The sequence below is a fragment of the Nocardioides sp. genome (assembly GCF_036493135.1).
GTDB lineage: Bacteria > Actinomycetota > Actinomycetes > Propionibacteriales > Nocardioidaceae > Nocardioides.
The window spans coordinates 39,276-65,074 of sequence record NZ_DASXQG010000045.1 but is presented as its reverse complement, the minus strand read 5'-3'; the positions used below and the strand labels follow the sequence as shown (position 1 = coordinate 65,074).

The 25,799-nt window shown below is 69.6% G+C and carries 26 protein-coding genes and 1 pseudogene; 19 read left to right on the top strand and 8 right to left on the bottom strand.

Annotated features, from left to right (window positions below; translation table 11 throughout):
• The 4 genes from VGJ24_RS07380 to VGJ24_RS07365 all read left to right on the top strand — a co-directional run.
• A partial coding sequence (locus VGJ24_RS07380) for an ATP-binding protein (protein ID WP_331499872.1) occupies positions 1 to 557 on the top strand: 557 nt, incomplete at its 5' end.
• On the top strand, positions 554 to 1,684 hold the full coding sequence (gene dprA / locus VGJ24_RS07375; protein ID WP_331499871.1) for a DNA-processing protein DprA: 1,131 nt from the start codon (positions 554 to 556) through the stop codon (positions 1,682 to 1,684). The genes VGJ24_RS07380 and dprA, both read left to right, overlap by 4 nt.
• A gap of 62 nt (positions 1,685 to 1,746) precedes the next feature.
• Positions 1,747 to 2,667, top strand: a complete 921-nt coding sequence (locus tag VGJ24_RS07370; RefSeq protein WP_331499870.1) for a tyrosine recombinase XerC — start codon at positions 1,747 to 1,749, stop codon at positions 2,665 to 2,667.
• 85 nt (positions 2,668 to 2,752) lie between these two features.
• The gene (locus VGJ24_RS07365) at positions 2,753 to 2,905 is read left to right on the top strand and encodes a DUF664 domain-containing protein (protein ID WP_331499874.1); all 153 of its coding nucleotides are present in this window, start codon (positions 2,753 to 2,755) and stop codon (positions 2,903 to 2,905) included.
• A 14-nt stretch (positions 2,906 to 2,919) separates the two neighbouring features.
• On the opposite strand, the gene VGJ24_RS07360 is transcribed toward VGJ24_RS07365, so the two are convergent.
• Positions 2,920 to 3,633 (bottom strand): M23 family metallopeptidase, encoded by a 714-nt coding sequence (locus VGJ24_RS07360; protein ID WP_331499869.1) that lies wholly within the window; start codon positions 3,631 to 3,633, stop codon positions 2,920 to 2,922.
• 355 nt (positions 3,634 to 3,988) lie between these two features.
• Here VGJ24_RS07360 and rpsB point away from each other — a divergent pair.
• The 9 genes and pseudogenes from rpsB to VGJ24_RS07315 all read left to right on the top strand — a co-directional run.
• A pseudogene (gene rpsB, locus VGJ24_RS07355) lies at positions 3,989 to 4,945 on the top strand (30S ribosomal protein S2); the annotation flags it as partial.
• A 372-nt stretch (positions 4,946 to 5,317) separates the two neighbouring features.
• Positions 5,318 to 6,130: a translation elongation factor Ts gene (gene tsf, locus VGJ24_RS07350; RefSeq protein ID WP_331499867.1), complete on the top strand. Its 813-nt coding sequence runs from the start codon at positions 5,318 to 5,320 to the stop codon at positions 6,128 to 6,130.
• A gap of 124 nt (positions 6,131 to 6,254) precedes the next feature.
• Entirely contained in the window at positions 6,255 to 6,968 is a 714-nt protein-coding gene (pyrH, locus tag VGJ24_RS07345) for a UMP kinase (protein ID WP_331499866.1), read from the top strand.
• A 68-nt stretch (positions 6,969 to 7,036) separates the two neighbouring features.
• A complete protein-coding gene (frr, locus tag VGJ24_RS07340) occupies positions 7,037 to 7,591 on the top strand; it encodes a ribosome recycling factor (RefSeq protein WP_331499873.1) in 555 nt (184 codons plus the stop codon).
• Positions 7,592 to 7,626: 35 nt separating this feature from the next.
• Positions 7,627 to 8,487 (top strand): phosphatidate cytidylyltransferase, encoded by an 861-nt coding sequence (locus VGJ24_RS07335; RefSeq protein ID WP_331499865.1) that lies wholly within the window; start codon positions 7,627 to 7,629, stop codon positions 8,485 to 8,487.
• A gap of 80 nt (positions 8,488 to 8,567) precedes the next feature.
• Complete coding sequence (locus tag VGJ24_RS07330; protein ID WP_331499864.1) at positions 8,568 to 9,407, top strand: DUF3105 domain-containing protein; 840 nt, start codon at positions 8,568 to 8,570, stop codon at positions 9,405 to 9,407.
• 2 nt (positions 9,408 to 9,409) lie between these two features.
• Positions 9,410 to 9,946, top strand: coding sequence for a histidine phosphatase family protein (locus tag VGJ24_RS07325; protein ID WP_331499863.1), 537 nt, complete (start codon positions 9,410 to 9,412; stop codon positions 9,944 to 9,946).
• Entirely contained in the window at positions 9,943 to 10,296 is a 354-nt protein-coding gene (locus VGJ24_RS07320; protein ID WP_331499862.1) for a hypothetical protein, read from the top strand. The genes VGJ24_RS07325 and VGJ24_RS07320 overlap by 4 nt, the downstream gene beginning before the upstream one ends.
• Positions 10,297 to 10,384: 88 nt before the next feature.
• Entirely contained in the window at positions 10,385 to 10,903 is a 519-nt protein-coding gene (locus VGJ24_RS07315) for a hypothetical protein (RefSeq protein ID WP_331499861.1), read from the top strand.
• Here the strand turns inward: VGJ24_RS07315 and VGJ24_RS07310 are convergent.
• Both VGJ24_RS07310 and VGJ24_RS07305 read right to left on the bottom strand, forming a co-directional pair.
• Positions 10,897 to 11,553 (bottom strand): TetR family transcriptional regulator, encoded by a 657-nt coding sequence (locus VGJ24_RS07310; protein ID WP_331499860.1) that lies wholly within the window; start codon positions 11,551 to 11,553, stop codon positions 10,897 to 10,899. The genes VGJ24_RS07315 and VGJ24_RS07310 overlap by 7 nt on opposite strands.
• Positions 11,516 to 13,051: an MFS transporter gene (locus VGJ24_RS07305; RefSeq protein WP_331499859.1), complete on the bottom strand. Its 1,536-nt coding sequence runs from the start codon at positions 13,049 to 13,051 to the stop codon at positions 11,516 to 11,518. Before VGJ24_RS07305 ends, VGJ24_RS07310 begins: the two co-directional genes overlap by 38 nt.
• Positions 13,052 to 13,212: 161 nt before the next feature.
• On the opposite strand from VGJ24_RS07305, the gene rlmN reads away from it, so the two are divergent.
• The gene (rlmN, locus tag VGJ24_RS07300; RefSeq protein WP_331499858.1) at positions 13,213 to 14,349 is read left to right on the top strand and encodes a 23S rRNA (adenine(2503)-C(2))-methyltransferase RlmN; all 1,137 of its coding nucleotides are present in this window, start codon (positions 13,213 to 13,215) and stop codon (positions 14,347 to 14,349) included.
• Between the two features lie 115 nt (positions 14,350 to 14,464).
• Here rlmN and VGJ24_RS07295 read toward each other — a convergent pair whose 3' ends face one another.
• On the bottom strand, positions 14,465 to 15,373 hold the full coding sequence (locus VGJ24_RS07295) for a Rossmann fold nucleotide-binding protein (RefSeq protein ID WP_331499857.1): 909 nt from the start codon (positions 15,371 to 15,373) through the stop codon (positions 14,465 to 14,467).
• A gap of 21 nt (positions 15,374 to 15,394) precedes the next feature.
• On the bottom strand, positions 15,395 to 16,300 hold the full coding sequence (locus VGJ24_RS07290; RefSeq protein ID WP_331499856.1) for a serine protein kinase RIO: 906 nt from the start codon (positions 16,298 to 16,300) through the stop codon (positions 15,395 to 15,397).
• A gap of 210 nt (positions 16,301 to 16,510) precedes the next feature.
• Between VGJ24_RS07290 and VGJ24_RS07285 the strand changes: the two genes are divergently transcribed.
• Complete coding sequence (locus VGJ24_RS07285) at positions 16,511 to 17,929, top strand: M1 family metallopeptidase (protein ID WP_331499855.1); 1,419 nt, start codon at positions 16,511 to 16,513, stop codon at positions 17,927 to 17,929.
• A gap of 79 nt (positions 17,930 to 18,008) precedes the next feature.
• Here VGJ24_RS07285 and VGJ24_RS07280 read toward each other — a convergent pair whose 3' ends face one another.
• Both VGJ24_RS07280 and VGJ24_RS07275 read right to left on the bottom strand, forming a co-directional pair.
• Complete coding sequence (locus VGJ24_RS07280; protein ID WP_331499854.1) at positions 18,009 to 19,418, bottom strand: FAD-binding oxidoreductase; 1,410 nt, start codon at positions 19,416 to 19,418, stop codon at positions 18,009 to 18,011.
• Entirely contained in the window at positions 19,403 to 19,843 is a 441-nt protein-coding gene (locus VGJ24_RS07275) for an Lrp/AsnC family transcriptional regulator (RefSeq protein ID WP_414691048.1), read from the bottom strand. Before VGJ24_RS07275 ends, VGJ24_RS07280 begins: the two co-directional genes overlap by 16 nt.
• 236 nt (positions 19,844 to 20,079) lie before the next feature.
• On the opposite strand from VGJ24_RS07275, the gene VGJ24_RS07270 reads away from it, so the two are divergent.
• From VGJ24_RS07270 to VGJ24_RS07255, 4 genes are read left to right on the top strand one after another with little or no spacing between them, the layout of a single operon-like run.
• Positions 20,080 to 21,204 carry a spermidine/putrescine ABC transporter substrate-binding protein gene (locus VGJ24_RS07270; RefSeq protein WP_331499852.1) on the top strand — a complete coding sequence of 375 codons (1,125 nt, stop codon included), beginning with the start codon at positions 20,080 to 20,082 and terminating at the stop codon, positions 21,202 to 21,204.
• The gene (locus tag VGJ24_RS07265) at positions 21,188 to 22,357 is read left to right on the top strand and encodes an ABC transporter ATP-binding protein (protein ID WP_331499851.1); all 1,170 of its coding nucleotides are present in this window, start codon (positions 21,188 to 21,190) and stop codon (positions 22,355 to 22,357) included. Before VGJ24_RS07270 ends, VGJ24_RS07265 begins: the two co-directional genes overlap by 17 nt.
• A 9-nt stretch (positions 22,358 to 22,366) precedes the next feature.
• Positions 22,367 to 23,227: an ABC transporter permease gene (locus VGJ24_RS07260; RefSeq protein WP_331499849.1), complete on the top strand. Its 861-nt coding sequence runs from the start codon at positions 22,367 to 22,369 to the stop codon at positions 23,225 to 23,227.
• A gap of 2 nt (positions 23,228 to 23,229) precedes the next feature.
• On the top strand, positions 23,230 to 24,114 hold the full coding sequence (locus VGJ24_RS07255) for an ABC transporter permease (RefSeq protein WP_331499848.1): 885 nt from the start codon (positions 23,230 to 23,232) through the stop codon (positions 24,112 to 24,114).
• A gap of 138 nt (positions 24,115 to 24,252) precedes the next feature.
• Here VGJ24_RS07255 and VGJ24_RS07250 read toward each other — a convergent pair whose 3' ends face one another.
• Positions 24,253 to 25,689 (bottom strand): aspartate aminotransferase family protein, encoded by a 1,437-nt coding sequence (locus tag VGJ24_RS07250; RefSeq protein WP_331499847.1) that lies wholly within the window; start codon positions 25,687 to 25,689, stop codon positions 24,253 to 24,255.
• Between the last annotated feature and the right edge of the window lie 110 nt (positions 25,690 to 25,799).

Below are 25,799 nucleotides of genomic sequence, written 5' to 3'. Positions count from 1 at the left end.
CGGCCACCTATCCCGCGCGCGGGATGGTGGTGATGGCGTGCAACCCGTGCCCCTGCGGCGAGTACACACCGGTCCGCGCGTCCAACCGCTGCTCCTGCACCCAGCAGCAGCGACATCACTACTCGCGCAAGGTCACCGGTCCGGTGCACGACCGGATCGACATCCTGCGCCACGTGCTGCCACCGACGAGCGAGGACACGCCACTGCCGGGCGCGGGCCGCGAGAGCTCTCTGGAGGTGCGCCAGCGGGTCGCTTCGGCTCGCGAGCGCCAGGAGGTCCGGTACGCCACGCGTGAGTGGCGGCTGAACTCCCAGGTGCCGAGCGCGATCCTCGCCCGCGAGTGGCCGCTGCCCGACGCGGGTGCGGCGCGCCTGGAGCGTGAGGTCCTCGACGGTCATCTCAGCCGACGCGGTGCGGTGCGGGTCCATCGGCTGGCCTGGACGGTGGCCGACCTGCGCGAGCGGGACCGCCCGACGGAGTCGGACGTCGACACCGCGTTCCGGCTCCGGCAGGGCGAGGCCCTCCTGCAGGACACGGTCGTCCGGAGGGCCTCGTGAGCGACGACGACCGACTGGCCCGGGTCGCGCTCTCCCGGCTGACGGAGCCGGGGGATCCAAAGATCGCGTCGCTGGTCGCCCAGCTCGGCGCGGTCAAGCTCCGCGAGGTGCTCAGCGACCCCACCCAGGAGTCCCCGGAGGCCCGCGACGTCTCGAGCCGGCTTCGGGGGGTCGACCCTGCGGCCGAGCTCGAGACGGGGGAGAGGGCCGGCCTGCGCTACGTCGTACCCGGCGACGACGAGTGGCCGACGCAGCTCGACGACCTGATGCGGGTCGAGCTCCTCGATCAGCGGGGCGGTCCGCCACTCGGGCTGTGGGTCAAGGGACCGACCCGGCTCGACCAGCTGGGTCGATCCGTGGCGGTGGTCGGCGCGCGCTCGGCCACGACGTACGGCACCGAGGTCGCCGCCGGCATCGCCGGCGCCCTGGTCCGGGCCGGCCATCCGGTGGTATCAGGAGCGGCGTTCGGCATCGACCAGGCTGCCCATCGGGGAGCCCTCAGCGTCGACGGCGCCAACGTCGCGATCCTCGCTTGCGGTGCCGACCGCGCCTACCCGACCGCGCACCACGACCTGCTCGACCATCTGGGCCGCACGTCCGCGGTCATCGCGGAGGTCCCGCCCGGATGCGCCCCGACCCGCGGTCGGTTCCTCAGCCGCAACCGGCTGATCGCCGCCCTGACCCGCGGCACCGTCGTGGTCGAGGCCGCCGTTCGTAGCGGCGCCCTCAACACCGCCAGCTGGGCCACCCGCCTCAACCGCTACCTGATGGGTGTTCCGGGGCCGGTGACCAGCGCTCAGTCCCAGGGGGTCCACCAGCTGATCCGCAGCGGTGCCGCCTCGCTGGTCTGCTACGGCGACGAGGTGCTGGAGATCGTCGGTGAGTCGGGCACTCACCTGGTGACCCCGCCGCGCGCTCCCTCGCGCCCGCGCGACAAGGTCCCGCCCCGCGACGCTCGCGTGCTCGACGCCGTCCCACTTGCCAGCCCGGCCCCCGTCGACTCCATCGCGACCACCGCCGGAATGGCCCTGCTCGACGTCCAGGCGGCACTGCGCCGGCTCGTCCGCGACGGCCTCGTCGAGCTGTCCGAGCGGGGGTGGCGACTGACCCCGGCAGCCAACGAGTGACCGGTCGCGGGGCCGCGGCGAGCCGGGTGGGTGGCCCCCCGCTGCCGCCCTACAGTGACGGCATGACCAGCACGACCCGGGACGTGCCAGTGGTCCTCGCGGAGTACGAGCGGCATCTGGTCTCCGAGCGTGACCTCGCTCCACACACCGTGCGGGCGTACCTGGCCGACGTCGCCGGCCTCATGGAGCACGCCGGCCGCATGGGCCGCGGCGACGTGTCGGACCTCGACCTCCGCACGCTGCGCAGCTGGCTCGCCCACCAGCAGGTCACCGGCCGATCCCGGACGACCATGGCCCGTCGGGCTACGGCGGTGCGGGTGTTCACTGCCTGGCTGGCGCGCACCGGCCGGATCCCCTCCGACGTGGGAGCGAGCCTGCGCTCGCCCAAGGCGCGACAGACGCTGCCTCCTGTGCTGCGCCAGGACGAGGCGCTGGAGCTGATCGCGGCCGCCGCCCGCCTCGCCGACGACGGCAGCCCGGTCGGGATCCGCGACACGGCGATGCTCGAGCTGCTGTACGCGACCGGCGTCCGGGTGGGTGAGCTGGTCGCGCTCGACATCGACGACCTGGACCGTCACCGCAACGTCGTGCGGGTGGTCGGGAAGGGCCGCAAGGAGCGCACAGTGCCGTTCGGGAGGCCCGCCGCGGAGGCGGTCGACGCCTGGTTGACCCGCGGCCGACCTCGGCTGGTCGCTCCCGGCGCCGGACCGGCGCTGTTCCTCGGCGCGCGCGGTGGCCGGATCGACCAGCGGGCGGTCCGCACCGTGGTGCACCGGCGGATCTCGGACGTGCCGGGTGCCCCGGACATCGGGCCGCACGGGCTCCGGCACACGGCGGCCACCCACCTGCTCGAAGGCGGCGCCGACCTCCGGTCGGTCCAGGAGCTGCTCGGCCATGCCTCCCTGGCGACCACGCAGCTCTACACGCACGTCAGCACCGACCGGCTGCGGCAGGCCTACCGACAGGCGCATCCCCGCGCCTGAGCCGGCGCCTGGTTCGAGCTGGTGGTGGCCGGAGAGCCGGTGAACCTCTGGCCCGAGGGTGGAACGGCGACGGTGAGAACGGCGACTGGGTGGTCGGCCCCCGAGAGTCGGAGGCGGGCTCTCGTTCCCGGATTCGCGCACGGTGATCGTGCACGTCCTGGTGGAGACGGCCACGCATGCGGGGCACCTCGAGGCGGTGCGCGAGCTCCTCGACTCGCGCCAGTACGTCGTGCTGTGAGCCCGGCTCCGGGCTCACAGCAGCAGGGGCCGCATCGCCAACGGCCGGTGCCACGCCGGATCGACCGGCGCCGCCACTCTGCCCATCGGCCGGGTATGCCGAGAAGAGGGCGGGGATCGGAGGAGCAGCCGCGACAGGATGTCGGCGTACGGCGGGGACGGGACCGTGGGTGGCGGGACCGGCGAACCCTGCCAGAGCGGTAGCAGCACGATCGGACCGCCGCCCACGAGGAGGAGCGGGTCGAGATAGGTGTCGCCACGCCTCCACCCCCAGTGCAGGCACGCCCGCGGGAAGCAGTGGGATCCCGCGAGCTCGAGGCTGCCGATCGGCTGCCCGCGGGCGAGGATGTCACCGACCTTCACCGACGCGACGACCGGCTCGTACGTCGTACGCGTGGACCCGTGGTCGACCACGACGACGCCGCGACCGGCCAGGCGGGCCGCGAACGTGACCCGGCCCGACAACGCGGTGCGCACGACCTGGCCGACCGCGCCGGCCAGATCGACCCCACGATGCCCGGAGCCCCACGTCGAGTCCGGCGGGTCGAACGCCCGCACCACCTGCGGTGTCGGCTGCAGCGGCCACACCCCGACCGGGGCCGGGTCCACGGGCGCACCGACCGCGCCGACCGGCCGCGCCAGGGAGAGGAGCGCGACCAGCACCACGGCAACGACGACCAGCGGCGGGCGACCGTGGGCCCGGACCCGGTGGGGGAGTGAGGTGTTCATGGGTCCAGGGTCGGCGTGCTCGGGACTGCCGGCGGCGACCGGGCGACCGGCTGTGGAAGACGCGTGCGCGTGGCGGGGTTGTGGAGGGTGAAGGGGCCGGAGCCGTCGTGCGACCTCGGAATTGGTGGCCATGAGCGCGCTCGACTACCCTTGATCCAGCAGCTCCTGACGGAGCTGACTTCGCACGTCCGCAGACCGCGACACCCGCCTTCTCCGGCAGGTGATCACCCGTGGGCGACGATCCTCGGTCCCAGCACGCTGGGTCGGGTCGCGCGCAGACGTCAGGGCCGCCGGCACCCGCCGGTGGCGACAACTGAGAACAACGGACGCCCGCGTCCCACACAGGAGAACCTCCATGGCAGTCGTCACCATGCGCCAGCTGCTCGAGAGCGGCGTGCACTTCGGACACCAGACCCGTCGGTGGAACCCGAAGATGAAGCGCTTCATCATGACCGAGCGCAACGGCATCTACATCATCGACCTGCAGCAGTCGCTGGCCTACATCGACCGTTCCTATGCCTTCATCAAGGAGACAGTCGCCAAGGGCGGCACGATCATGTTCGTCGGCACGAAGAAGCAGGCGCAGGAGGCCATCGCCGAGCAGGCCACCCGCGTCGGCATGCCTTACGTCAACCAACGTTGGTTGGGTGGCATGCTCACCAACTTCCAGACCGTGCACCAGCGGATCAACCGCCTCAAGGAGCTCGACGAGATCGACTTCGAGGACGTCGCCGGAAGCAGCCGCACCAAGAAGGAGCTGCTGCAGATGCGCCGCGAGCGCGACAAGCTCAACAAGTCGCTCGGCGGCATCCGGGAGATGAGCCGTACTCCGGCCGCGGTCTGGATCGTCGACACCAACAAGGAGCACCTCGCCGTCGAGGAGGCCCGCAAGCTGCACATTCCGATCATCGGGATCCTCGACTCCAACTGCGACCCCGACGAGGTCGACTTCCCGATCCCGGGCAACGACGACGCGATCCGCGCCGTCGGGCTGCTCACCCGCGTGGTCGCCGACGCCGTCGCCGAGGGTCTGATCGCCCGCAGCGGCGCCAAGACCGAGGGCGCCGAGGCCGGCGCCGAGGAGCCGCTGGCCGAGTGGGAGCGCGAGCTGCTGGGCGGAGACGCCGAGCAGGCTGCTGCCACCGCGACCGGTGACGCCGCGGCCGGTGACGCCCCCGCCGAGACCCCCGTCGCGGAGGCGACCGGTGCCGCCACCGAGGCCACCGAGGCCACCGAGGCCGGCGAGACTCCGGCCGCCGAGACTCCCGCCACCGAGGTCGCCGACGAGGCGTCCGACGCCGGCGTCGTCGAGACCACGCCGCTCTCCGAGCCGATCGGCGAGCAGGTGGCCGGTGAGTTCGGCCCCGACTCCGCCGCCCCGCTCGAGGACGGCTCGGCACCGGAGGGCTTCGAGGTCAAGGGCAACAAGAACTCCATGAAGTTCCACGCCCCGAGCAGCCCTTGGTACTCCCGCACCAACGCCGAGGTCTGGTTCCGCACCGCCGAGGCCGCCGAGGCCGCCGGCTTCGCGAACGCCGAGACCGGCGACGCGAGCGAGTCGGACGCCGGCGCCGAGACCGCCGAGGCCTGAGCCGCCTTCGACCCACCACGCCCGGTGCGCTCCGTCCGTACGACGAGCGCACTGCGGCACACCCCACGACTCACCTGAGAGGCAGGTAGCACGATGGCGAACTTCTCCGCCACCGACGTCAAGAAGCTCCGGGACATGACCGGCGCCGGGATGATGGACGCCAAGAAGGCCCTCGATGAGGCCGACGGCGACTTCGACGCGGCGATCGACGTCCTGCGCACCAAAGGTGCGGCCAAGGCGGCCAAGCGCGGTGCCGAGCGCGAGGCCACGGCCGGCCTGGTCGCCCTGTCGGGGGGCGCGCTCGTCCAGATCAACTGCGAGACCGACTTCGTCGCCAAGAACGACGACTTCATCGCGGTGTCCCAGCGGATCGCCGACGCGGCGAACGACGCCAAGGCCGGCGACGCCGAGACCCTCACGGGTGTCGCGCTCGACGGTACGACCGTCGGCGAGGTCGTCGAGGGCCTGGCCATCACCATCGGCGAGAAGATCGAGCTCGGTGGCGTCGCCTACTTCGAGGCTCCGGTGACGTCGTACCTGCACAAGCGCGCCGCCGACCTGCCGCCGGCGATCGGTGTCCTCGTCCAGTACGACGGCGACGAGGAGGGCGCGAAGGGCGTCGCGAGGCAGATCGCCGCGATGCGCCCGCAGTACCTCACCCGCGAAGACGTTCCCGCCGACGTGGTCGCCAAGGAGCGTGAGATCGCCGAGGCCACCTCGCGCGAGGAGGGCAAGCCCGAGCAGGCGATCGCCAAGATCACCGAGGGCCGGCTGAACGGTTTCTTCAAGGACGTCGTCCTGCTCGAGCAGCCGTCGGTCACCGAGACCAAGAAGTCCGTACAGGCGGTGCTCGACGAGGCCGGCACCACGGTGAAGGGCTTCGTCCGTTTCGAGGTCGGCAGCTGATCCGGTAGGTTTCATCCGGACTTCGGGGAGGCCGGTTGCGTATGACTCACACGAGCGTGCGCAGCCGGCCTTCTCGCATGTACGACGTACTCGCGCACCCGACCCCGCACGAAGGAGCCGCCCTGTGACCGCCTACCGCCGTGTCCTGCTGAAGCTGTCCGGCGAGGAGTTCGGTGGGGGCAAGCTCGGCGTCGACCCCGATGTGGTGTCCCGGATAGCCGGTGAGATCGCGGCCGTGTCGGCGGCCGACGTCCAGATCGCCGTGGTCATCGGCGGTGGCAACTTCTTCCGCGGCAAGGAGCTGCGGCAGCGCGGCATGGACGGCGTCCGCGCCGACTACATGGGCATGCTCGGCATCGTGATGAACTGCCTGGCCCTCCAGGAGTTCCTCGAGCAACGCCACGTCGTCACCCGGGTCCAGACCGCGATCGCGATGGGCCAGATCGCGGAGCCCTACATCCCGCTCCGCGCGATCCGCCACCTCGAGAAGGGTCGGGTCGTGATCTTCGGGGCCGGGATGGGGCTGCCCTTCTTCACCACCGACACCGTGGCGGTCCAGCGTGCTCTGGAGACGCACTGCGACGCGGTGCTCTTCACCAAGAACGGCGTCGACGGTGTCTACTCCGCCGACCCGAAGCTCGATCCGACCGCCACGAGGTTCGACCGCCTGACCTACGAGGACGCCATCTCGGGAAACCTCCGAGTGATCGACCAGACCGCGTTCACCCTGGCCCAGGAGAACAAGATGGACCTGATCATCTTCGGGCTCCACCCCGAGGGCAACGTGCTGCGCGTCGTACAGGGTGAGAAGATTGGCACGCTCGTCACGTCCGACTGAGGCCTGACCGCCGAGACCCAGCAGTGGAGGGCTTTCGACGCGCTCCATCACGAAGGGACCGACCAGTGATCAACGACATCCTCAACGAGGCCGACGGCAAGATGGACAAGTCCGTCGAGACGACCCGCGAGGAGTTCGGCGCGATCCGCGCCGGGCGCGCAAACCCGGCGATGTTCAGCAAGATCATGGTCGACTACTACGGCACGCCCACCCCGCTGCAGAGCCTCGCGTCGTTCACCTCGCAGGAGGCCCGCATCATCCTCGTCTCGCCGTACGACGTGAGCGCGCTGGGCAACGTCGAGCGCGCTATCCGCGACTCCGACCTCGGCGTCAACCCCGCCAACGACGGCAAGATCATCCGTTGCGTCTTCCCGGAGCTGACCGAGGAGCGTCGCAAGGAGTACATCAAGGTCGCCCGGCACAAGGCCGAGGAGGGCCGCGTCGCCGTGCGCAACCTGCGCCGCCACGCCAAGCAGCAGCTCGAGAAGATGGAGAAGGACGGCGAGGTCGGTCAGGACGACGTCACGGGTGCGGAGAAGCGGCTCGACTCGTTCACGAGGAAGCACACCGACGCCATCGACGACCTGCTCAAGCACAAGGAGTCCGAGCTGCTCGAGGTCTGAGGACTCGATCCCAGACACGCAGCCCGGCCACCTCCATGACGACGGACCCGCCCGCGCAGGACCACGGGCGCGCCGGCCGCGACGTACCGGTCTCGATCGGCAGCGCCGTCGTCCTGATCGCGCTGATCCTGGCCACGCTGCTGATCTGGAAGACCCTGTTCATGGTGGTCGTCGCGGCCGCCGTGCTGGTCGCGATCTGGGAGCTCCACCGCGGCTTCGCGGTCAAGGACATCGACCTCCCCGAGCAGCCGCTGATGGCCGGCGGTGTCGTGATGGTGGTCGTCGCCTACTTCTGGGGGGCCCCGGCCCTGGTCACCGCGACCGCGGTCAGCGCGTTGGTGACCATGCTGTGGCTGCTGCGGCGCGGCGTACCGGGCTACGTGCAGAACGCGACGGCATCGGTCTTCACGCTGGTCTACGTACCGTTCCTCGGCTCCTTCGTCGCCCTGTTGCTGAGCGAGGGCGGGGCAACCGACTTCGACCGGTACGACGCGGGCGTCAAGGGCATCCTCACCTTCATCGCGGTGACCGCCGCCTCCGACATCGGCGGCTTCGTGGCCGGTGTGCTGTTCGGCCGTCACCCGATGGCGCCGATCATCTCCCCGAAGAAGTCGTGGGAGGGCTTCGCCGGCTCGGCCGTGTTCTGCGTCGCCGTCGGTGTCGCGATGATCGTCTGGGTGCTCGACGCCGACTGGTGGATCGGGGTCTGCCTCGGGCTGATCGCGGTGGTGATGGCCACGCTCGGTGATCTCTGCGAGTCGGTGATCAAGCGCGACCTGGGGATCAAGGACATGAGCCACGTGATCCCCGGGCACGGCGGCCTCATGGACCGCCTCGACTCCCTGCTCGCCACGATCGCCCCGATCTGGCTGCTCCTGCACTACCTGGTGTTCTAGCGGGATACGACGCGGCCGGACCGGGCCCGGGTGCGATCGTGCACCAGCCCTCTTTGAGTCGGGGCCTACGCTTCGTGGCTGTGGCGAAGCAATCGAGCAAGCAGCGGGCCTCCGAGCGGCGGGCGGTGGTCGAGAGGATGAAGCGCGAGCAGAAGGCTCGCGAGCGTCGTCGCAACCTGATCGGCGGTGCGGTGGTCGTGGTGATCGTGCTCGCGATCGCCGGTGGCGTGTTCTTCTCGCTCACCAAGGACGGCAAGTCCGCCGGCACGCTGGACGCCGGCCAGCAGGTGCTCCCCTCGACCCCCTCGGGCGCGACGACCACCCAGGTCAAGCCGTCCACGGTCGCGAACCCGACCGACATCAAGGGCGTCGTCGCCTACAACACCGGCGACTACCCCGGCCCGGGAAAGCCCGGCGCGGACGCCTTGGCGCACGACCACGTGGACGGCCCGGTGGCCTACGCCGTCACGCCGCCGGTCGGCGGGCCGCACAACCCGGTCTGGATGAACGCCGGCGTCTACACCAAGCCGATTCCCTCGGAGCGCGCCGTGCACAACCTCGAGCACGGTGCCGTCTGGATCACCTACCGGCCGAGCCTCTCCAGCAGTGCCGTCGGCCAGCTGGTCGACCTGTTCAAGAAGCAGACGATGATCGCCGAGCCGCAGGACGGCGGCCGCTCCAACCGGTTCATGGACGTCTCGCCGTGGGCGGACAACACCCTGCCGGCCCCGATCGTGATCAGCTCCTGGGGCTACCAGCTCGAGGTGCCGTCACCGGACGACCTGCGGCTGCAGCAGTTCATCGACACCTTCCGGCACAACCCGAAGTACTCCCCCGAGTACGGCGCGGCCGTCGACGGCATCCCGGTCCAGACGGGCGGCTCGCCGGCCCTGAACGGATCCAGCCAGCCCAACCTGTGAGTGTGCTGTACCTCGTGCGGCACGGCCGCCCGTTGATCGACCGAACCAGGCCGGCGCACGAGTGGCCGCTCGACCCGGCGTACGCCGACGATGTCCGCGCCCTCCGCCCGAGCCTGCCGAAGCACGCCGCGTGGCGCTCCTCGCCGGAGCCGAAGGCGCTCGCCACCGCTCGGCTGCTCACCGAGGAGTCCGTCGAGATCGTCCCGGACCTCCGTGAGCACGAGCGGCACACCAGCGACTGGCTCGACGACTTCGAGCCCGTCGTACGTCGCGCGTTCGACCACCCCGACGTCTCGGCGTACGACGGATGGGAGCCGCTGGCCGACACCCGACGCCGTGTCATGGCCGCCGTGGCCGGCATCCTCGACCGGCGCGCCGACCACGACGTCGTCCTCGTCGGACACGGCACCGCGTGGACCGTGCTGCGCTCCGCGCTCTCGGGTGAGCCGCCCGACCTGGAGTGGTGGGCCCGCCTCGCGATGCCCGACCTGGCTCAATGCAACGTGGGCGATCCCCCGGGTGACATGCTGGCTCCATGACCGAGAGCGGGACGCCGACCGTCGACGAGGAGCCCGCTCCCGACCCCAGCTGGTGGCATCGGTCGCACCCCACTTTCGCGAGCCTGGTCGGCTTCTTCAGCGGTGTCGCCTACGTGATCATCGTGCCGGGCCTGTACGCCGCGCTGCTCGGCCTGCTGCTCAGCGACGAGGCCGCCAAGCGCCTCTTCCCGCTCGTGATCGTCGCGCTGGTCGTGCCGCTGGTGATGCTCATCCCGCGCAAGACACGGCGCTTCGCCCAGTTCATGCTGCTGGGCGTGGTCCTCACGGCGGTGGTGATCGGAGCCACGGCGACCTTGGTCATCTGGGCGATGGTCGCGCTCGACGGCTGAGCGGTTTCCTCAGGACGTTCACAGGTGTCACATCGAACGCGCCGGTGGCCTTTCGTCGTACCTCCTTGTGAAGTCATCAGGAGGAACCATGAAGATCCCCACCGTGGTCGCCATCGCGGCGACCGCCCTGCTGACCCTGAGCGCATGCGGCTCGGGCAGCTCCAGCACCGGTGCCGGCAGCACTGCGACCCAGAACAGCGGAGGCGGCACGTCCGGCGTCAGCGTCGCGCAGACGTCCCTCGGGAAGGTGCTCGTCGATGGTCAGGGCATGACCTTGTACGTCCTTTCCGCGGACGGCCACGATCACTCGACGTGCTCGACGCAGTGCTTGCAGTTCTGGCCGGCCGCGTCGCCCGGCAGCGCCGGCAAGGCCTCGATCGCCACCGGTCGCACCGCGACCCCTGACGGCACGGCCATCGCGACCGTCGCCGGACATCCGGTCTACACCTTCTCTCTCGACCACCAGCCCGGCGACGTGAACGGCGAGGGCGTGAACGAGTTCGGCGGTACCTGGTACGCCGCCTCGCCGACGGGGAACCCCGTCACCGGCGCGGCGAGCGCTCCCTCGTCACCGGCGTCCTCGTCCGGCGGGAGATACGGCTACTGATCGACCGCCGGCGGTAGGACCAGCATCGTCTCCAGCCGGGTGATCGCGTCGTCGAGGCGGTGTGTGATCCCCTCGACGTCGGGGGAGGCCGGCGGCTCCGCGCCCTCGGGCTCGGCGATGGTCAGGAGGGCGCCGATGGCGGCGGCCGCGAACATCCGGACGTCCGGGTCGCCCCGGCCGCGGCCCAGGCGCTGCTCGAGCGCCTCGGCCAGCAGGCCGATCGGCCGGGTCATCTCCGCGATCATGCCGCGGCGCAGCGCGGGGATGGTCCGGATCAGCTGGTTGCGCAGGGTCTCGAGCTCGAGGTCCTCCGCCGGCAGCGTGGTCATGCCCCCCACCACCGCGTGTCGCAGTGCGGCCAGCGGCTCGAGGTCGGCCGGTGCGTCGATCAGCAGCTGCATGGTCCGCGCGTCCATGAAGTCCGCGAGCACGACGTCGTCCTTGGTCGGGTAGTACCGGAAGAACGTGCTCGGCGAGACCTCCGCCGCCGCGGCGATCTGCTCGACGGAGGTCTCGGCGTACCCCTGCTCGTTGAACAACCGGAGCGCCTGCCGCTGGATCTCCGCCTTGGTGCGCGCCTTCTTCCGCTCACGCAGACCGAGGGCGGGCACGTCAGACCCGGGTGGGGGAGTCGGTCGCGGCGACGGCATGGTCCGATTCTGCGGCATCCTCGGCCGGCGTCCGGGATGCGGTGACCGGTACGTCGCCGGGGAGTCGCCACCACATCGCGAGCGCACCGAGCACCGCCACGGCCGCGGACACCCACAGCGTGCCGTCCATGCCGTGCACGAACGCGGCCTGCACCCCGTGGGTGAGGCCGGGGTCACCGAGCCGTTCCGCCATCGTGATCCCGCCCTGGGGCGAGTCCGCGACGGCAGCGCGCGCGCCGTCCGGCACGGAGAGCTCACCCACGCGCGAGCGGTAGGCGGCGTTGAGGATCGCACCCAGGACCGCGATGCCCAGCACGCTGCCGCCCTGCCGCATCGCCTGCATGAGAGCGGATCCGGAGGCGGCGCGCTGCCGCGGCAACGTCATCAGGGCCTGGTTCTGCGCGGAGAAGAGGGCCGCACCGAAGCCGAGCCCGACCAACGCCGTCCACACCGCGCAGCGGGCGAGGCTGCTGCCGACGCCGGTCGTGGCGCCGAGGGCGAGACCGACCGTGGTCAGCGCGAAGCCTGCGCTGGCGAGGGTCCGCGGCCGGACGCGCCTCAGCAGCAGCATCGAGCCGCGCATGCTGACCAGCAGGCCCGCCACCATCGGGAGGGTCCGCAGTCCGGTGCCGAGCGCGTCGCTGCCCAGCACCGCGCGGAAGTACTGCGGGGTGACGAACATCAGGCCGAACATCGTCAGGCTGGCCACGGTGGCGCCTACGGCTCCCCAGCGGAAGGTCGGGTCGGCCCACACCGCGTAGTCGAAGACGGGTACGGCGTGCCGCTGGCGACGCTCCCAGACCAGGAACGCGACCAGCACGGCCGCGCCACCCACGAGCGGGGCCAGGGTCAGGGGGTCGGCCCATCCGCGCTCGGGTCCCTCGATGACGCCGTACGTGACCCCGAGCAGGCCGAGCCCGGAGGCCACGACGCCGACCCAGTCGATCGGACGGTCGCGCTCGCCCCGGGTCTCGGGCATGCAGAGCGCCACCGCCGCCAGCGCGAAGGCGACGACCGGGACGTTGACCAGGAACACCGAGCCCCACCAGAAGTGCTCCAGCATGACGCCGGCCATGATCGGGCCGATGGGGAGGCCGACCATGGTCGAGAGGCCGAGGACCATCACCGCCCGCGGCCGCTCCTCGGGCTCGAACAGCACGACGGCCGCCGACATGGCGAGCGGGATCAGCACCGCAGAGCCCAGCCCGAGCACGGCGCGGGCGGCGATCAGGCCGGCCGCAGACCCGGCGTACGCGCACCAGAGCGAGCCGGCGCCGAACACGACGAGGGACGCCAGCGCGAGCCGCTTGCGGCCGTAGCGGTCGCCGAGCATCCCGGCCGGCAGCAGCATCGCCGACATCACCAGCGTGTAGGCGTCGACGAACCACTGGAGCTGCGAGCTCGAGGCCTGCAGGTCGACCGCGATCGTCGGCAGGGCGACGTTGAGGACCGTCATGTCGAGCCCGACCACGAGCACGGTGAGGGCGGTCGCGCCCATCGCCCACCAGCGCGCGTGCGGGGAGCGGGTCGTCGTCCGGCCCCTTCCCAGAGTCAGACTTAAAAGAATGTTACTATGAAAGAATAGCAACTGTCACATTGAGCAGGACACAAGGTGCCGTGGTTTTCAGAGGGACCCGCGCGGGCTGAGATGATCGGCCGATGACCTCGCCCGACTCCGCACCGCCTGCACTGCCGCTGGTGATGGCCGAGCCCCGTGGCCGCGCCAAGCCGCCGCGGCACCTCGCCGACCTCTCGCTCGACGAGCGCACGGCGTACGCCGCGGAGCTGGGCCTGTCGGGCTTCCGGGCCAAGCAGCTCTCGACGCACTACTTCGACCGGCTCGTCGACGATCCGGCGGAGATGACCGACCTGCCGTCCGTGCAGCGCGACGAGATCGTGTCGGCGTTCCTGCCGCCGCTGATGACGCCGATCCGCACGCTCGAGGCCGACCGCGGCACGACCCGGAAGACCCTGTGGCGGTTGTTCGACAACGCCCTCGTCGAGTCGGTGCTGATGCGTTACCCCGACCGGGTGACGATGTGCGTCTCGTCGCAGGCCGGCTGCGGCATGGCCTGCCCGTTCTGCGCCACCGGGCAGGGAGGTCTCCAGCGCAACATGTCCACCGCCGAGATCGTCGAGCAGGTCGTCGCCGGGGCGCGGTCGCTGGCGCGCGGCGAGGTGCCGGGTGGTCCCGCGCGCGTCTCGAACGTCGTGTTCATGGGCATGGGCGAGCCGTTGGCCAACTACAAGGCCGTGGTCGGCGCGGTACGCCGTCTCACCGAGCCCGCGCCCTCCGGGCTCGGGATGAGCGCCCGCGGTGTGACCGTGTCGACGGTCGGGCTGGTGCCGCGCGTCAACCAGCTGGCCGAGCTCGGCATCCCGGTCACCCTGGCCCTGTCCCTGCACGCCCCGGACGACGAGCTGCGCAACGAGCTGGTCCCGATCAACACCCGCTACTCGGTCGACGAGACGGTCGACGCGGCGTGGAACTATGCGCGCGTGACCAAGCGCCGCGTCTCGATCGAGTACGCCATGATGCGCGGCATCAACGACCAGGCCTGGCGGGCCGACCTGCTGGCCGACGTCCTGCTCGCCCGTGGCGACTGGGGCTGGGTGCACGTCAACCTCATCCCCCTGAACCCCACCCCCGGCTCCAAGTGGACCGCCTCCGACCCCGCCGACGAGCGGGAGTTCGTCCGCCGCCTGGAGGCCCGCGGCATCCCGACCACCGTCCGCGACACCCGGGGTCGCGAGATCGATGGCGCCTGCGGCCAGCTGGCCGCCACCGAGGCCTGAGATCGGGCTGTCATAACCGCGCGATCGCGCTGTTAGGACAGCCGGTGGGCCGATTTCACTGTCACAACCGCGCGATCGCGCTGTTTGTGCACCACCAGCGGACGGCGCGTGGTGGTCAGGCGCTGAACAGGTCGGCCGCGTCGTCGACGGTGTCGACCAGGTGTACGTGACCTTCCATCGCCCGGCCGCGGGAGAGCGAGAGCAGCAGCGGCCAGGCGGGCAGCGTCTCGGTCCAGTACCTCGTACCGATCAGGATCATCGGCGCCACCGACTCCGGGGTGGCGTAGTAGTTCTCGCAGGCGTCCTGGAAGATCTCCTGCACCGTGCCGCCGGCCCCGGGCAGGAAGACGATCCCCGCGCCGCAGACCTGGAGGAGGATCGCCTCGCGGGTGGCGTTGCGGAAGTACTTCGCGATCGCCGTGGCGAAGACGTTCGGCGGCTCGTGGCCGTAGAACCAGGTCGGGATCCCCAGGGACTCCCCGCCCCGCATGCCGTCGACGACGGTGAGCGCCTTGGCCGCCCACTGGTCGATCGATGGGTGGAACGACGGCACCGCGCCCAGAGTCGCGACCGTGGACGCCAGGTCGTCGCGCGAGAAGTGGGCGAGGAACCCGCCGAGGTTCGCGGCCTCCATCGCACCCGGTCCGCCTCCGGTGGCGACGACGTGGTGCTGGCCGAGCATCCAGCCCAGGCGCGCGGCGTCGGCATACCCGGCCGACGACCGGTCCAGGTCATGCCCACCCATCACGCCGACCAGGTGTCGGCCGGTGACCCACGTGGTCAGCGCCTCGTCGATCGCGTGGTCGTGCAGGGCCTGCGCGAGAGTCGCCTGCGGGGTCGGGGTCTCCCGCGACCAGGCGTAGGTGCGGGCATCGAGGGAGTCGGCGTACGGCCGCACGTCGTACAGCTCGGCCGGGGTGTAGAGCGAGTGCCGGTAGGGATCGACGGGGGCATCGCCGTAGTCGAGCGGCGGAGCCTCGGCGATCGGGCGGACCCGGATGGACCGACCGCGGAGCTTGCGCACGCCCCGACTCTAGGGCGGCCCCTAGAACGCGTGCGCCATCAGCTCGCCGAACAGCTCCTGCTCGTCGACCGCGAGCCCCTTGCCGCGGAACCAGCCGCAGATGTTGGCGCAGTCGCGGAGCAGATAGTCCATCCCGTTGGCGTTCCCGATCAGGTCGACGACCTGGGGAAGGTCGATGATCACCAGCCGCGGCCCGGCCGCCAGGATGTTGTACGCCGAGAGGTCACCGTGCACCAGGCCGGCCTGTACCAACGTCGCCAGCGCCTCGCGCAGCTGGTCGAAGTACGACGCCAGCAGCTCCGGGGCGGGCCGGGTCTGCGCCAGCCGCGGGGCGGTCTCCCCGTCGTAGGTGATCCACTCCATCAGGATCTCGGTGCCGTCGATCTGCACGGGGTAGGGGACCGGGAGGCCGAGCTGCCAGAGCCGGACCAGGGCCCCCCACTCGGACACCGCCCACTCGCCGGCCGCGACCTCGCGGCCGAACGTGCTCTTCCGCTTGAGGGCGCGCTCGTCGCGGGAGCGCTTCATCGAGCGCCCCTCGGTGTACGACGCGGACCGGTGGAAGGTGCGGTGCTCGGGTGCGCGGTACCGCTTCGCGGCCATCACGACGCCGTTCTCGGACTCGAGTGGGTCGGCCCGCTCGACCAGGAAGACGTCGGCCTCCTTGCCGGTCTTGAGGATGCCGAGCTCGGTGTCGATCGCACCCTGCGAGGTGACGACCCAGTCCGGGCGAGGCTCGGGACCGCGCTGCAGCGGCTCGACGGACATCCAGGTGGACCAGCGCTGGTCGTCGTCCAGGTCGTCGTACTCGGTGAAGTCGAACACGAACGACTGATCGATCCCGCTCAGCGGGTCGACCTGGGTGTAGCTGTCGGTGAAGAAGTCGTCGAACGCGTCAACGCGTTCGGTGTAGTGCTCCGATGACATCGGTGGTGGTGCTCCAGACGTGAGAGTGAACGGCGGTGGACATGCCGAAGAATTCGGTCGTCATGACGCCTCCTCCCACTCGGGACCGGCCGGATGCCGGGCGCGACGAGTGTGGCAGGGACCGGGATCTCTCGCAACGCGATTTACCGATCCGGTATCGGTTCGACCGACGGCCGGTCGGTCCCGGTCCGCTGCGGCTAGGTTGCAGCCGTGCTCACCCGCCTCGCCACCGTGCTGGTCGCCCTGGGCCTCGTCGCAGGCGGATCGGCGGTGCGCCAGTCGACCTCGAACGACGCGGTCGCGGCGGGCTCGTCGACGCTGGCTGGCGCCATGGGCATCGGCGACCCGTACTTCCCCGAGGACGGCAACGGCGGTATCGACGTACGTTCCTACGCCATCCACGACCGCTACCGGTTCTCCGGGTGGCTGTCCGGATGGACGCGCCTGACCCTGCGTACGACCGAGCGGCTGGGCTCGTTCGACCTCGACTTCCTGTTGCCGGTCTCGGCGGTGCACCTGTCGACCGGGCCGGCGACGTTCAGCGGAACCGACCACCACGAGCTCCGGATCCAGCCCCGGCGTCCGCTCGCGACCGGTACGACGGTCCGGGTCACGGTGCAATATGCGGGCCACCCCTCCCGCCACAGCTACCTGGGGGAGAGCAACTGGTCGGCGGCCGAGGGCGAGGTCGAGGCGGTCAACGAGCCGCACATGGCGCCGTGGTGGTTCCCGGCGAACGACCACCCGCTCGACAAGGCCAGGATGGATGTCCACATCACGGTGCCGTCGTCGAAGCAGGTCGTGTCCAACGGCCGCCTCATCGACGTACGGCGACACGGCCGGCGCGCGACGTACCACTGGGGCGGCGGCGGGCCGATGGCGACGTACCTCGCGTTCTTCGTGGCCGGGCGCTTCGCGATCCATCAGGGAACCGCACACCACCTGCCGTACTGCCTCGCGGTGTCGCGGCTCCTCCGGCCGGGCCTGCGCCATGCGGCGATGCGTGACCTGCAGCAGACCCCCGAGATCGTGGCCTGGCTCCGGCACCAGGTCGGTCCATACCCGTTCTCGCGGACCGGGGGTGTCGTGACCTCGCTCGATCCCGGCTTCTCGTTGGAGAACCAGACGCGTCCGGTCTACCCCGTCGCGGTCTCGCGGCTGCTGATGGTCCACGAGCTCGCCCACCAGTGGTTCGGCGACTCGGTGTCGGTGCATCACTGGGCCGACGTCTGGCTGAACGAGGGCTTCGCGACGTACATGGAGCATCGCTGGACCGAGGGCCACGGTGGCCCGACGACGTCGCGCTGGCTGCACGAGGCCTACAACGCGACGCCTGCCGGCTCGTTCTGGGACCTGGTCGTGGCCGACCCGGGTCCCCGCGACCTCTTCGACTGGCCGGTCTACCAGCGAGGTGCGATGACCCTGGCCGCCCTACGCAACCGGATCGGCAACCACACGTTCGGCCACCTGCTCCGCAGTTGGACCGCCCTGCATCGGCACGGTCACGGCACCACCGACGCCCTCGAGGCCCTGGCGGAGAAGCAGAGCGGACAGGACCTCACCGCGTTCTTCGACGCCTGGGTGCGACAGCCCAGTCGGCCAGCCGAGACCGCGGCCAACGGGCTCTGAAGGCTGGATAGTACGTATCAATCGGCCGGTGACGGGCCGGCCTTTTACCGGCCGTTTGATACGTACTATCCAGCGGAGTTCAGTGGATGAACGGCGAGACCACCCTCGCGATCACGCTCTGGCGGCCGGTCCGGTTCTCCTCCTGATCGGCCAACGTCATCCCCCGCAGCCCCGCGTTGATGCCCAGCCACCGCAGGGGCTCGGGCTCCCAGGAGCGCGACCGGTGCCCGACCCAGGGGAGTCGCGTCAGCTCGGTGTCCTGGCCGAGCACGAGGTCGGCGAGGGTCCGGCCCGCGAGGTTCGTGGTGGTGACGCCGTCGCCGACGTACCCGCCGGCCCAACCCAGACCGGTCGTGCGGTCGAGCCCGACCGACGCCGTCCAGTCGCGGGAGATGCCGAGCGCCCCGCCCCACCGATGGGTGATCGCCGCGTCCTTCACCACCGGGAACAGGTCGACCAGGGTCGTGTGCAGGGCGTCGAACACCCGCGGCACCCGGTCGTAGGAGTCCCGGATCCGCGAGCCGAAGTGGTACGGCGCGCCGCGGCCGCCGAAGACCAGCCGGTCGTCGGCCGTGCGCTGGCCGTAGATCACGAGATGCCGGTGGTCGCTGAACGTCTCACGCCGGCGCAGCCCGATCTGCTCCCACACGTCCGCGGACAGCGGCTCGGTGGCGATGATCAGCGAGTACACCGGGATCAGCCGTCGACGCTCGCCGTCCAACGACCGCGTGTAGCCCTCGGTCGCACGGATCACGTGCTCGGCCCGCACGGTCCCGTGTCGGGTGGTCACGCGCCCGGGGGCGATCGCGAGGGCGGGAGTCTGCTCGTAGACCGAGACACCGCGGCGTACGACGGCGTCGGCGAGGCCGCGCACCAGCCGGGCCGGATGGATCGCAGCGCAGTCCGGGGTGTACGTCGCACCCCGCACGCGGGTGGCGGCCAGCACGTCGGTCGCCTCGGCGGAGTCGAGCAGACGCACGTCGTCCTCACCGAGCCCCCAGGCACGCGTGTCGTCAACCTCGGCCCTGGCCCGGGCCCACTGCGACGGGCTCCGCGCCAGCACGATCGTCCCGCCCTTCGCGGCGTGCGCGTCGATGCCCTCCTCCTGAGCGGCCCGCAGCACCTCGTCCACGCTGCCGCGCATCGCGGCGTGTTGGGCGAGGGCCCCGGCCCGGCTGGAGCGCTTCGCCACGGACGCGTGGGATGAGGGGAAGAGCGCCGATGCCCAGCCGCCGTTGCGGCCGCTCGCGCCGAATCCGGCCGTCTCGGCCTCCACGACGGCGATCCGCAGGGACGGCTCAGCGCGGGCGAGGTACAGGGCCGTCCACAGGCCGGTGAAGCCGGCCCCGACGATCGCCACATCGGCCTCGCGGTCGCCGGGCAGCGAGGGCCGAGGGGTCCAGTCGTCCGGTGCGGTCTCGTGCCAGAAGCTCAGGTGACGGTAGTCGCGGTGGGCACTGCTGATCTGGGAGCTCAGCGCACACCCCACGAGTAGGTCTGCTTGCGCAGCTTGAGGTACATGAACGTCTCGGTGCCGACGACCCCGGAGATCCGCCGGATCTTGCCCGAGATCACCTCGAGCAGGTGCTCGTCGCTCTCGCAGACGACCTCGACCAGGAGGTCGTACACACCGGCGGTGATCACGACGTAGTCGACCTCGTCGAGATCGGCCAGCGCGTCGGCGACCGGCTCCATCGGGCCGTTCACGCGTACGCCGACCATGGCCTGGCGGGCGAAGCCGAGCTCGAGCGGGTCGGTGACGGCGACGACCTGCATGATGCCCCCGTCGATCAGCCGTTGGACTCGTTGCCGGACGGCCGCCTCGGACAGCCCGACCACCTTGCCGATCGCGGCGTAGGATCGGCGGCCGTCGGCCTGGAGCTGTTCGATGATCGCCTTCGACACTTCGTCCAGCGTTGCCCGAGGCTGCTTCTTGGTCACGAGCCCTATGCTGACAGGCACAGCACCACCGGTCCAGCACCGCGAGACCGCCGGATTTCGTAGTCCCAGGGTATTTGATGCACGGATTCCCTTGTCGCGACCCGGTCCGCGTGACACGATCCGAACCGGTCGGCAGCGAGGAGGGGCAGATGTCAGGACCCGGTGGGGCGGGCCTCAGTCGTCGAACGGTGCTCCGAGGAGCGGGGGGCGTGGCTTTCGCCGGGGCGAGCCTGGCCGCGCTCAAGCTGCCGTTCTTCTCGGTGTCGGGCGCGCAGCAGGACCCCGCCACCTGCAGAGCCACCGACGTCTCGGCCACCGACAAGAAGCTGATCATCAGCAACTGGCCGGCGTACATCGACCCGATCCACAAGCCTGACTCCACCGTCTCGGTCTTCTCGAACCAGACCGGGATCTCGGTCGACTACACCGACGACATCAACGACAACTCCGAGTTCTACGCGAAGGTGAAGAACCAGCTCGCGGCCTGCGAGTCGATCAAGCGCGACATGATCATCATGACCGACTGGATGGCCTCGCGAATGATCGGCCTCGGCTGGATCCAGCCACTGGACGCCAGCAAGATTCCGAACGTTCACAAGAACCTGATCCCGGCACTGCGGAACAAGCCTTGGGACAAGGACCTGAAGTACCACGCTCCCTGGCAGAGCGGTCTGACCGGGATCGCCTACAACGCCGACGAGACGGACGCGGTCGGCAGCTTCACCGAGCTGCTCACCCGCCCCGACCTCAAGGGCAAGATCACGCTGCTCACCGAGATGCGCGACACGATGGGGTTCATGCTCCGGACCGTGGGGGCGAACCCGGAGGAGTTCACCGAGACGCAGTGGCAGAACGCCATCGACTCCCTGCACAAGGCGGTCTCCGACGGGCAGGTGCGGTCGTTCAACGGCAACGACTACCTCAATGACCTGGCGTCGGGGAACACGCTGGCCTGCGAGGCGTGGTCGGGCGACGTGATCATCGCTCAGCAGGACAACCCGAACCTCAAGTTCGTCGCTCCAGAGGAGGGCCTGTCGCTCTGGGCGGACAACATGATCGTGCCCAACCTCGCGACGCACCAGGCGAACGCCGAGGAGTGGATGAACTACTACTACCAGCCCGAGGTCGCGGCGAAGCTCGCCGACTGGAACTGGTACATCTGCCCGGTCGAGGGTGCGCAGGAGGAGATGCTCAAGCTCGACAAGTTCGCTGCCACGAGCCCCCTGATCTTCCCCGACGAGAAGATGCTCTCCAACACGTGGGGCTTCATGGCACTGAACGACCAGCAGGAGATCGCCTACGAAAGGGACTGGTCCGATGTCACAACTGGCTGAGCAGACCGAGCCGCAGTCATCGGGGGCAGACCAGGCGGCAGGGGGTCTTGAGCTGCGCGGCCTGACCAAGCAGTTCGCCGCGTTCACCGCGGTCGACGACCTCGACCTCGATGTCCCGACCGGGTCGTTCTTCGCACTCCTCGGCCCGTCCGGGTGCGGCAAGACCACGACCCTGCGGATGGTGGCCGGGCTCGAGACGCCCACGTCGGGCACGATCCGGCTGGGCAAGCGCGACATCACTTTCGACAGGCCCTACCGGCGCCCGGTGAACACCGTGTTCCAGAACTACGCGCTCTTCCCGCACCTCGACATCTTCGAGAACGTCGCGTTCGGGCTCCGTCGTCAAAAGAAGAAGAACGTCGACGAGCTGGTGCAGTCGATGCTCGAGCTGGTCGAGCTGACCAGCCAGACCCGGAAGCGGCCGGCGCAGCTCTCCGGTGGTCAGCAGCAGCGCGTCGCGTTGGCCCGGGCGCTGATCAACAAGCCCGAGGTCCTGCTGCTCGACGAGCCGCTCGGCGCCCTCGACCTGAAGCTGCGCCGTGGGATGCAGATCGAGCTCAAGCGGATCCAGGACGAGGTCGGCATCACGTTCATCCACGTCACCCACGACCAGGAGGAGGCCATGACCATGGCCGACACCATCGCGGTGATGAACGCCGGTGTGATCGAGCAGATGGGTGCCCCCGACGATCTCTACGAGAACCCGCGCACCACGTTCGTGGCCAACTTCCTCGGACAGTCCAACCTCATCGACGGCCAGATCAAGAGCCGCAGCGGTGACCTCGTGACCGTGGGCATGCACGGCATCGACGTCTCGGTTACCGCTGCGCGATCGCACGCGGACGGCGACCGAGGCTGGATCGGCATCCGTCCTGAGAAGGTCCTGATCGGCGACGAGGGCGAGGCGCTCGACGCCCCCGGGAACACCGTCCCGGGCGGCGTCGTCACCGACGTGAGCTTCGTCGGCGTGAGCACGCAGTACCTCGTGAGGATGCCGTGGGGCCAGGAGCTCCAGGTGTTCGAGCAGAACACCGGTCGCCGCCGTATCTTCCGGGTCGGCGACAAGGTCGAGCTGTCCTGGCGGCCTGAGTACGCGTTCCTGCTCGATCATGAGCAGGATGCCTCGGCCGGCGCCCAGCTCGACGACGAGTGAGCCCCGCAGATGAGTGAGACCGTCCGCAAGAAGGGCGCCACCGGCTACATCCTGCTGGTGCCGGCGATCCTGTGGCTGGGGTTGTTCTTCCTGGTCCCGTTCTACTCGCTCGTCGCGACCAGCCTGTTCAACAAGGACGGGTCGGACTTCCGCGGGTACACGATGGTGTTCGAGTGGAGCAACTACTCCGACGCACTCAGGGACTACTGGCCGCAGCTGGTGCGCTCCTTGGTGTACGGCGGGATCGCGACCCTGATCTGCCTGATCATCGGTTACGTGCTCGCCTACGCCATCGCGTTCAAGGCGGGCCGCTGGAAGAACCTGATGCTGGTGCTGGTGATCGCGCCGTTCTTCACCAGCTTCCTGGTGCGCACGCTGTCGTGGAAGCTGATCCTCGCGGACGACGGCGTCGTGGTGAACACCTTGCAGTTCGTGCACATCCTCGGACCTGACGGGCACCTGCTCTACACGCCGTTCGCGGTGATCATGGGGCTCACCTACAACTTCTTGCCGTTCATGGTGCTGCCGCTGTTCGCCAGCATCGACAAGATCGACTACCGGCTGATCGAGGCCTCCAACGACCTGTACGCCAACTCGATCGTCGGGTTCTGGAAGGTCACCTGGCCGCTGTCACTCCCGGGCGTGATCTCAGGGACGCTGCTGACGTTCATCCCGGCCGTCGGCGACTACATCAACGACCAGCTGCTCGGCAGCACCAAGACCCGGATGATCGGCAACACGATCCAGAGCCTGTTCACCCAGGCCAACGACTATCCGGCCGCCGCGGCGTTGTCGGTGATGCTGATGGTCCTGATCGTGGCGATGGTCCTGGTGTACGTGAAGCGCGCAGGAACGGAGGACCTGCTGTGATCATGCGGTGGTTGCGCAGCCGGATCGTGCTGATCCTCGGGATCCTCGTCCTGGTCTACACGTTCGTCCCGATCTTCGTCGTGATCCTGATGAGCTTCAACAAGCTCCCGAGCGAGCAGTCGAAGATCTACAAGTTCAACTCCTTCACCCTCGACAACTGGCTGCATCCGTGCGCCGACCCGAGCATGTGCGACGCCCTGAAGCGCAGCATCGAGATCGGGCTCCTCGCGACCCTCGGTGCCACGGTCCTCGGCACGCTCGCAGGATTCGCGCTGGTGCGACATGACTTCGTAGGCCGATCGAGCACGAATGTCCTGATCTTCTTGCCGATGGCGGCACCGGAGATCGTGATGGGCTCGTCGCTGTTGGCGCTGTTCGTCTCCGCGGGTCTCGCCGGCCAGCTCGGCTTCTGGACGATCCTGATCGCCCACATCATGTTCTGCCTGTCCTTCGTGGTCGTGACCGTCCGGTCCCGACTGGCCGGGCTCAGCGACACCCTGGAACAAGCGGCATCCGATCTCTACGCGACGCCGAACCAGACGTTCTGGAAGGTCACCTTCCCGCTGGTCCTGCCTGGCATCGCGGCCGCGGCGATGCTGAGCTTCTCGCTGTCGTTCGACGACTTCATCATCACCAACCTGAACGCCGGCAACACCACGACGTTCCCGATGTACGTCTGGGGCGTCTCGCGCAAGACCATCCCGATGCAGATCAACGTCGTCGGCACCGTGATGCTGTTGGTGTCGGTGCTGGTCGTGGTCGGCGGCGAGGTCAACGCCCGACGTCGCCGGCGGGCGTTCAGGCGCGAGACTCCCGCAGACCAGCGGTCGAGGCGGCAGCCGAAGACCGAGGCCGAGTCGCTGGTGATCGTCGGGCCGCGTTCGTAGGTGTCGAGCGAGCCCGGGGTGTCACAACCGCGCGATCGCGCCGTTATGACACGCCGGGGGCAGCGCGCGGAGTGTCGTAACCGCGCGATCGCGCCGGTACGACATCGACCCTCTGAGCAAGCCCAAGGCTTCGCGAGCTCAGCCCTCGGGGGCCCGACGTACGTGCGCGTGACCCGTGCCGGCGTCGATCTGGTCGATGAGGTCCCCGGCCTTGGTCAGCACCTCGCGGAGGATCTGCTCCATCTCGTCGAAGTGCTCCTGGTCGCAGATCAGCGGGGGAGCGAGCTGGATGACCGGGTCGCCGCGGTCGTCGGCACGGCAGTACAGGCCCGCGTCGTACAGCGCCTTGGAGAGGAACCCGCGCAGGAGCTTCTCCGACTCTTCGTCGTTGAAGGTCTCCTTGGTGCTCTTGTCCTTGACCAGCTCGATGCCGAAGAAGAAACCGTCGCCGCGTACGTCGCCCACGATCGGCAGGTCCTTGAGCTTCTCGAGCGTCTCGCGGAAGCCGCCCTCCGTCTCCCGCACGTGCTCGTTGATGCGCTCCTTCTCGAAGATGTCGAGGTTGGCCATCGCGACCGCGGTGGAGACCGGGTGGCCGCCGAAGGTGTACCCGTGGAGGAACGTCTCGGTGCCGTGCAGGAACGGCTCCATCAGCCGGTCGGTGGCGATCATCGCGCCGAGCGGGGCGTAGCCGGAGGTGATGCCCTTCGCGCAGGTGATCATGTCGGGCTGGTAGCCGTAGCGGTCGGCGCCGAACATGTGGCCGAGCCGGCCGAACGCGCAGATCACCTCGTCGCTGACCAGCAGTACGTCGTACTCGTCGCAGATCTCGCGGACGCGATCGAAGTATCCGGGCGGGGGCGGGAAGCAGCCGCCGGAGTTCTGCACCGGCTCCAGGAAGACCGCGGCGACCGTCTCGGGGCCTTCGTTCTCGATCGCGACCGCGATCTCGTTGGCCGCCCAGAGCCCGAACTTCTTCTCGTCGTCCTCGAAGTACGGTGCGCGGTAGTAGTTGGTGTTGGGCACCCGGAACGTCGAGGGCACCAGCGGCTCGAACGGCGCCTTCATTCCCGGCAGCCCGGTGATCGACAGCGCACCCTGGGGCGTGCCGTGGTAGGCGATCGCGCGGCTGATCACCTTGTGCTTGTACGGCTTGCCGGTGATCTTGAAGTAGTTCTTGGCCAGCTTCCACGCGGTCTCGACGGCCTCGCCGCCACCCGTGGTGAAGAAGACCCGGTTGAGGTCACCCGGCGCATAGCCGGCGACCCGCTCGGCGAGCTCGATCGCGTTCGGGTGGGCGTAGGACCACAGCGGCATGAACGCCAGCCGCTCGGTCTGCCTCGCGGCCGCCTCGGCCAGCTCCTTGCGGCCGTGGCCCAGCTGGCTCACGAACAGTCCCGCCAGACCGTCGAGGTACCGCTTGCCGTTCACGTCGTAGATGTAGGGACCCTCGCCGCGGACGATGACGGGAACATCGGCCGAGTCGTAGGTCGAGTGGCGCGTGAAGTGCATCCACAGGTGGTCGCGGGCAGCCTGCTGCAGGCGTGCGTTGTCGTAGGCGATCTCGCCGGGCATGGATATCGGTTCCTTGCATGTCGTGGTGTGCCCCCATCATGAGGGTGGGATTGGGTGTCTGCAAGCGGATCCGTAGGTCTCGTCGGTGATTCGTTACGGAATCCGAAGGT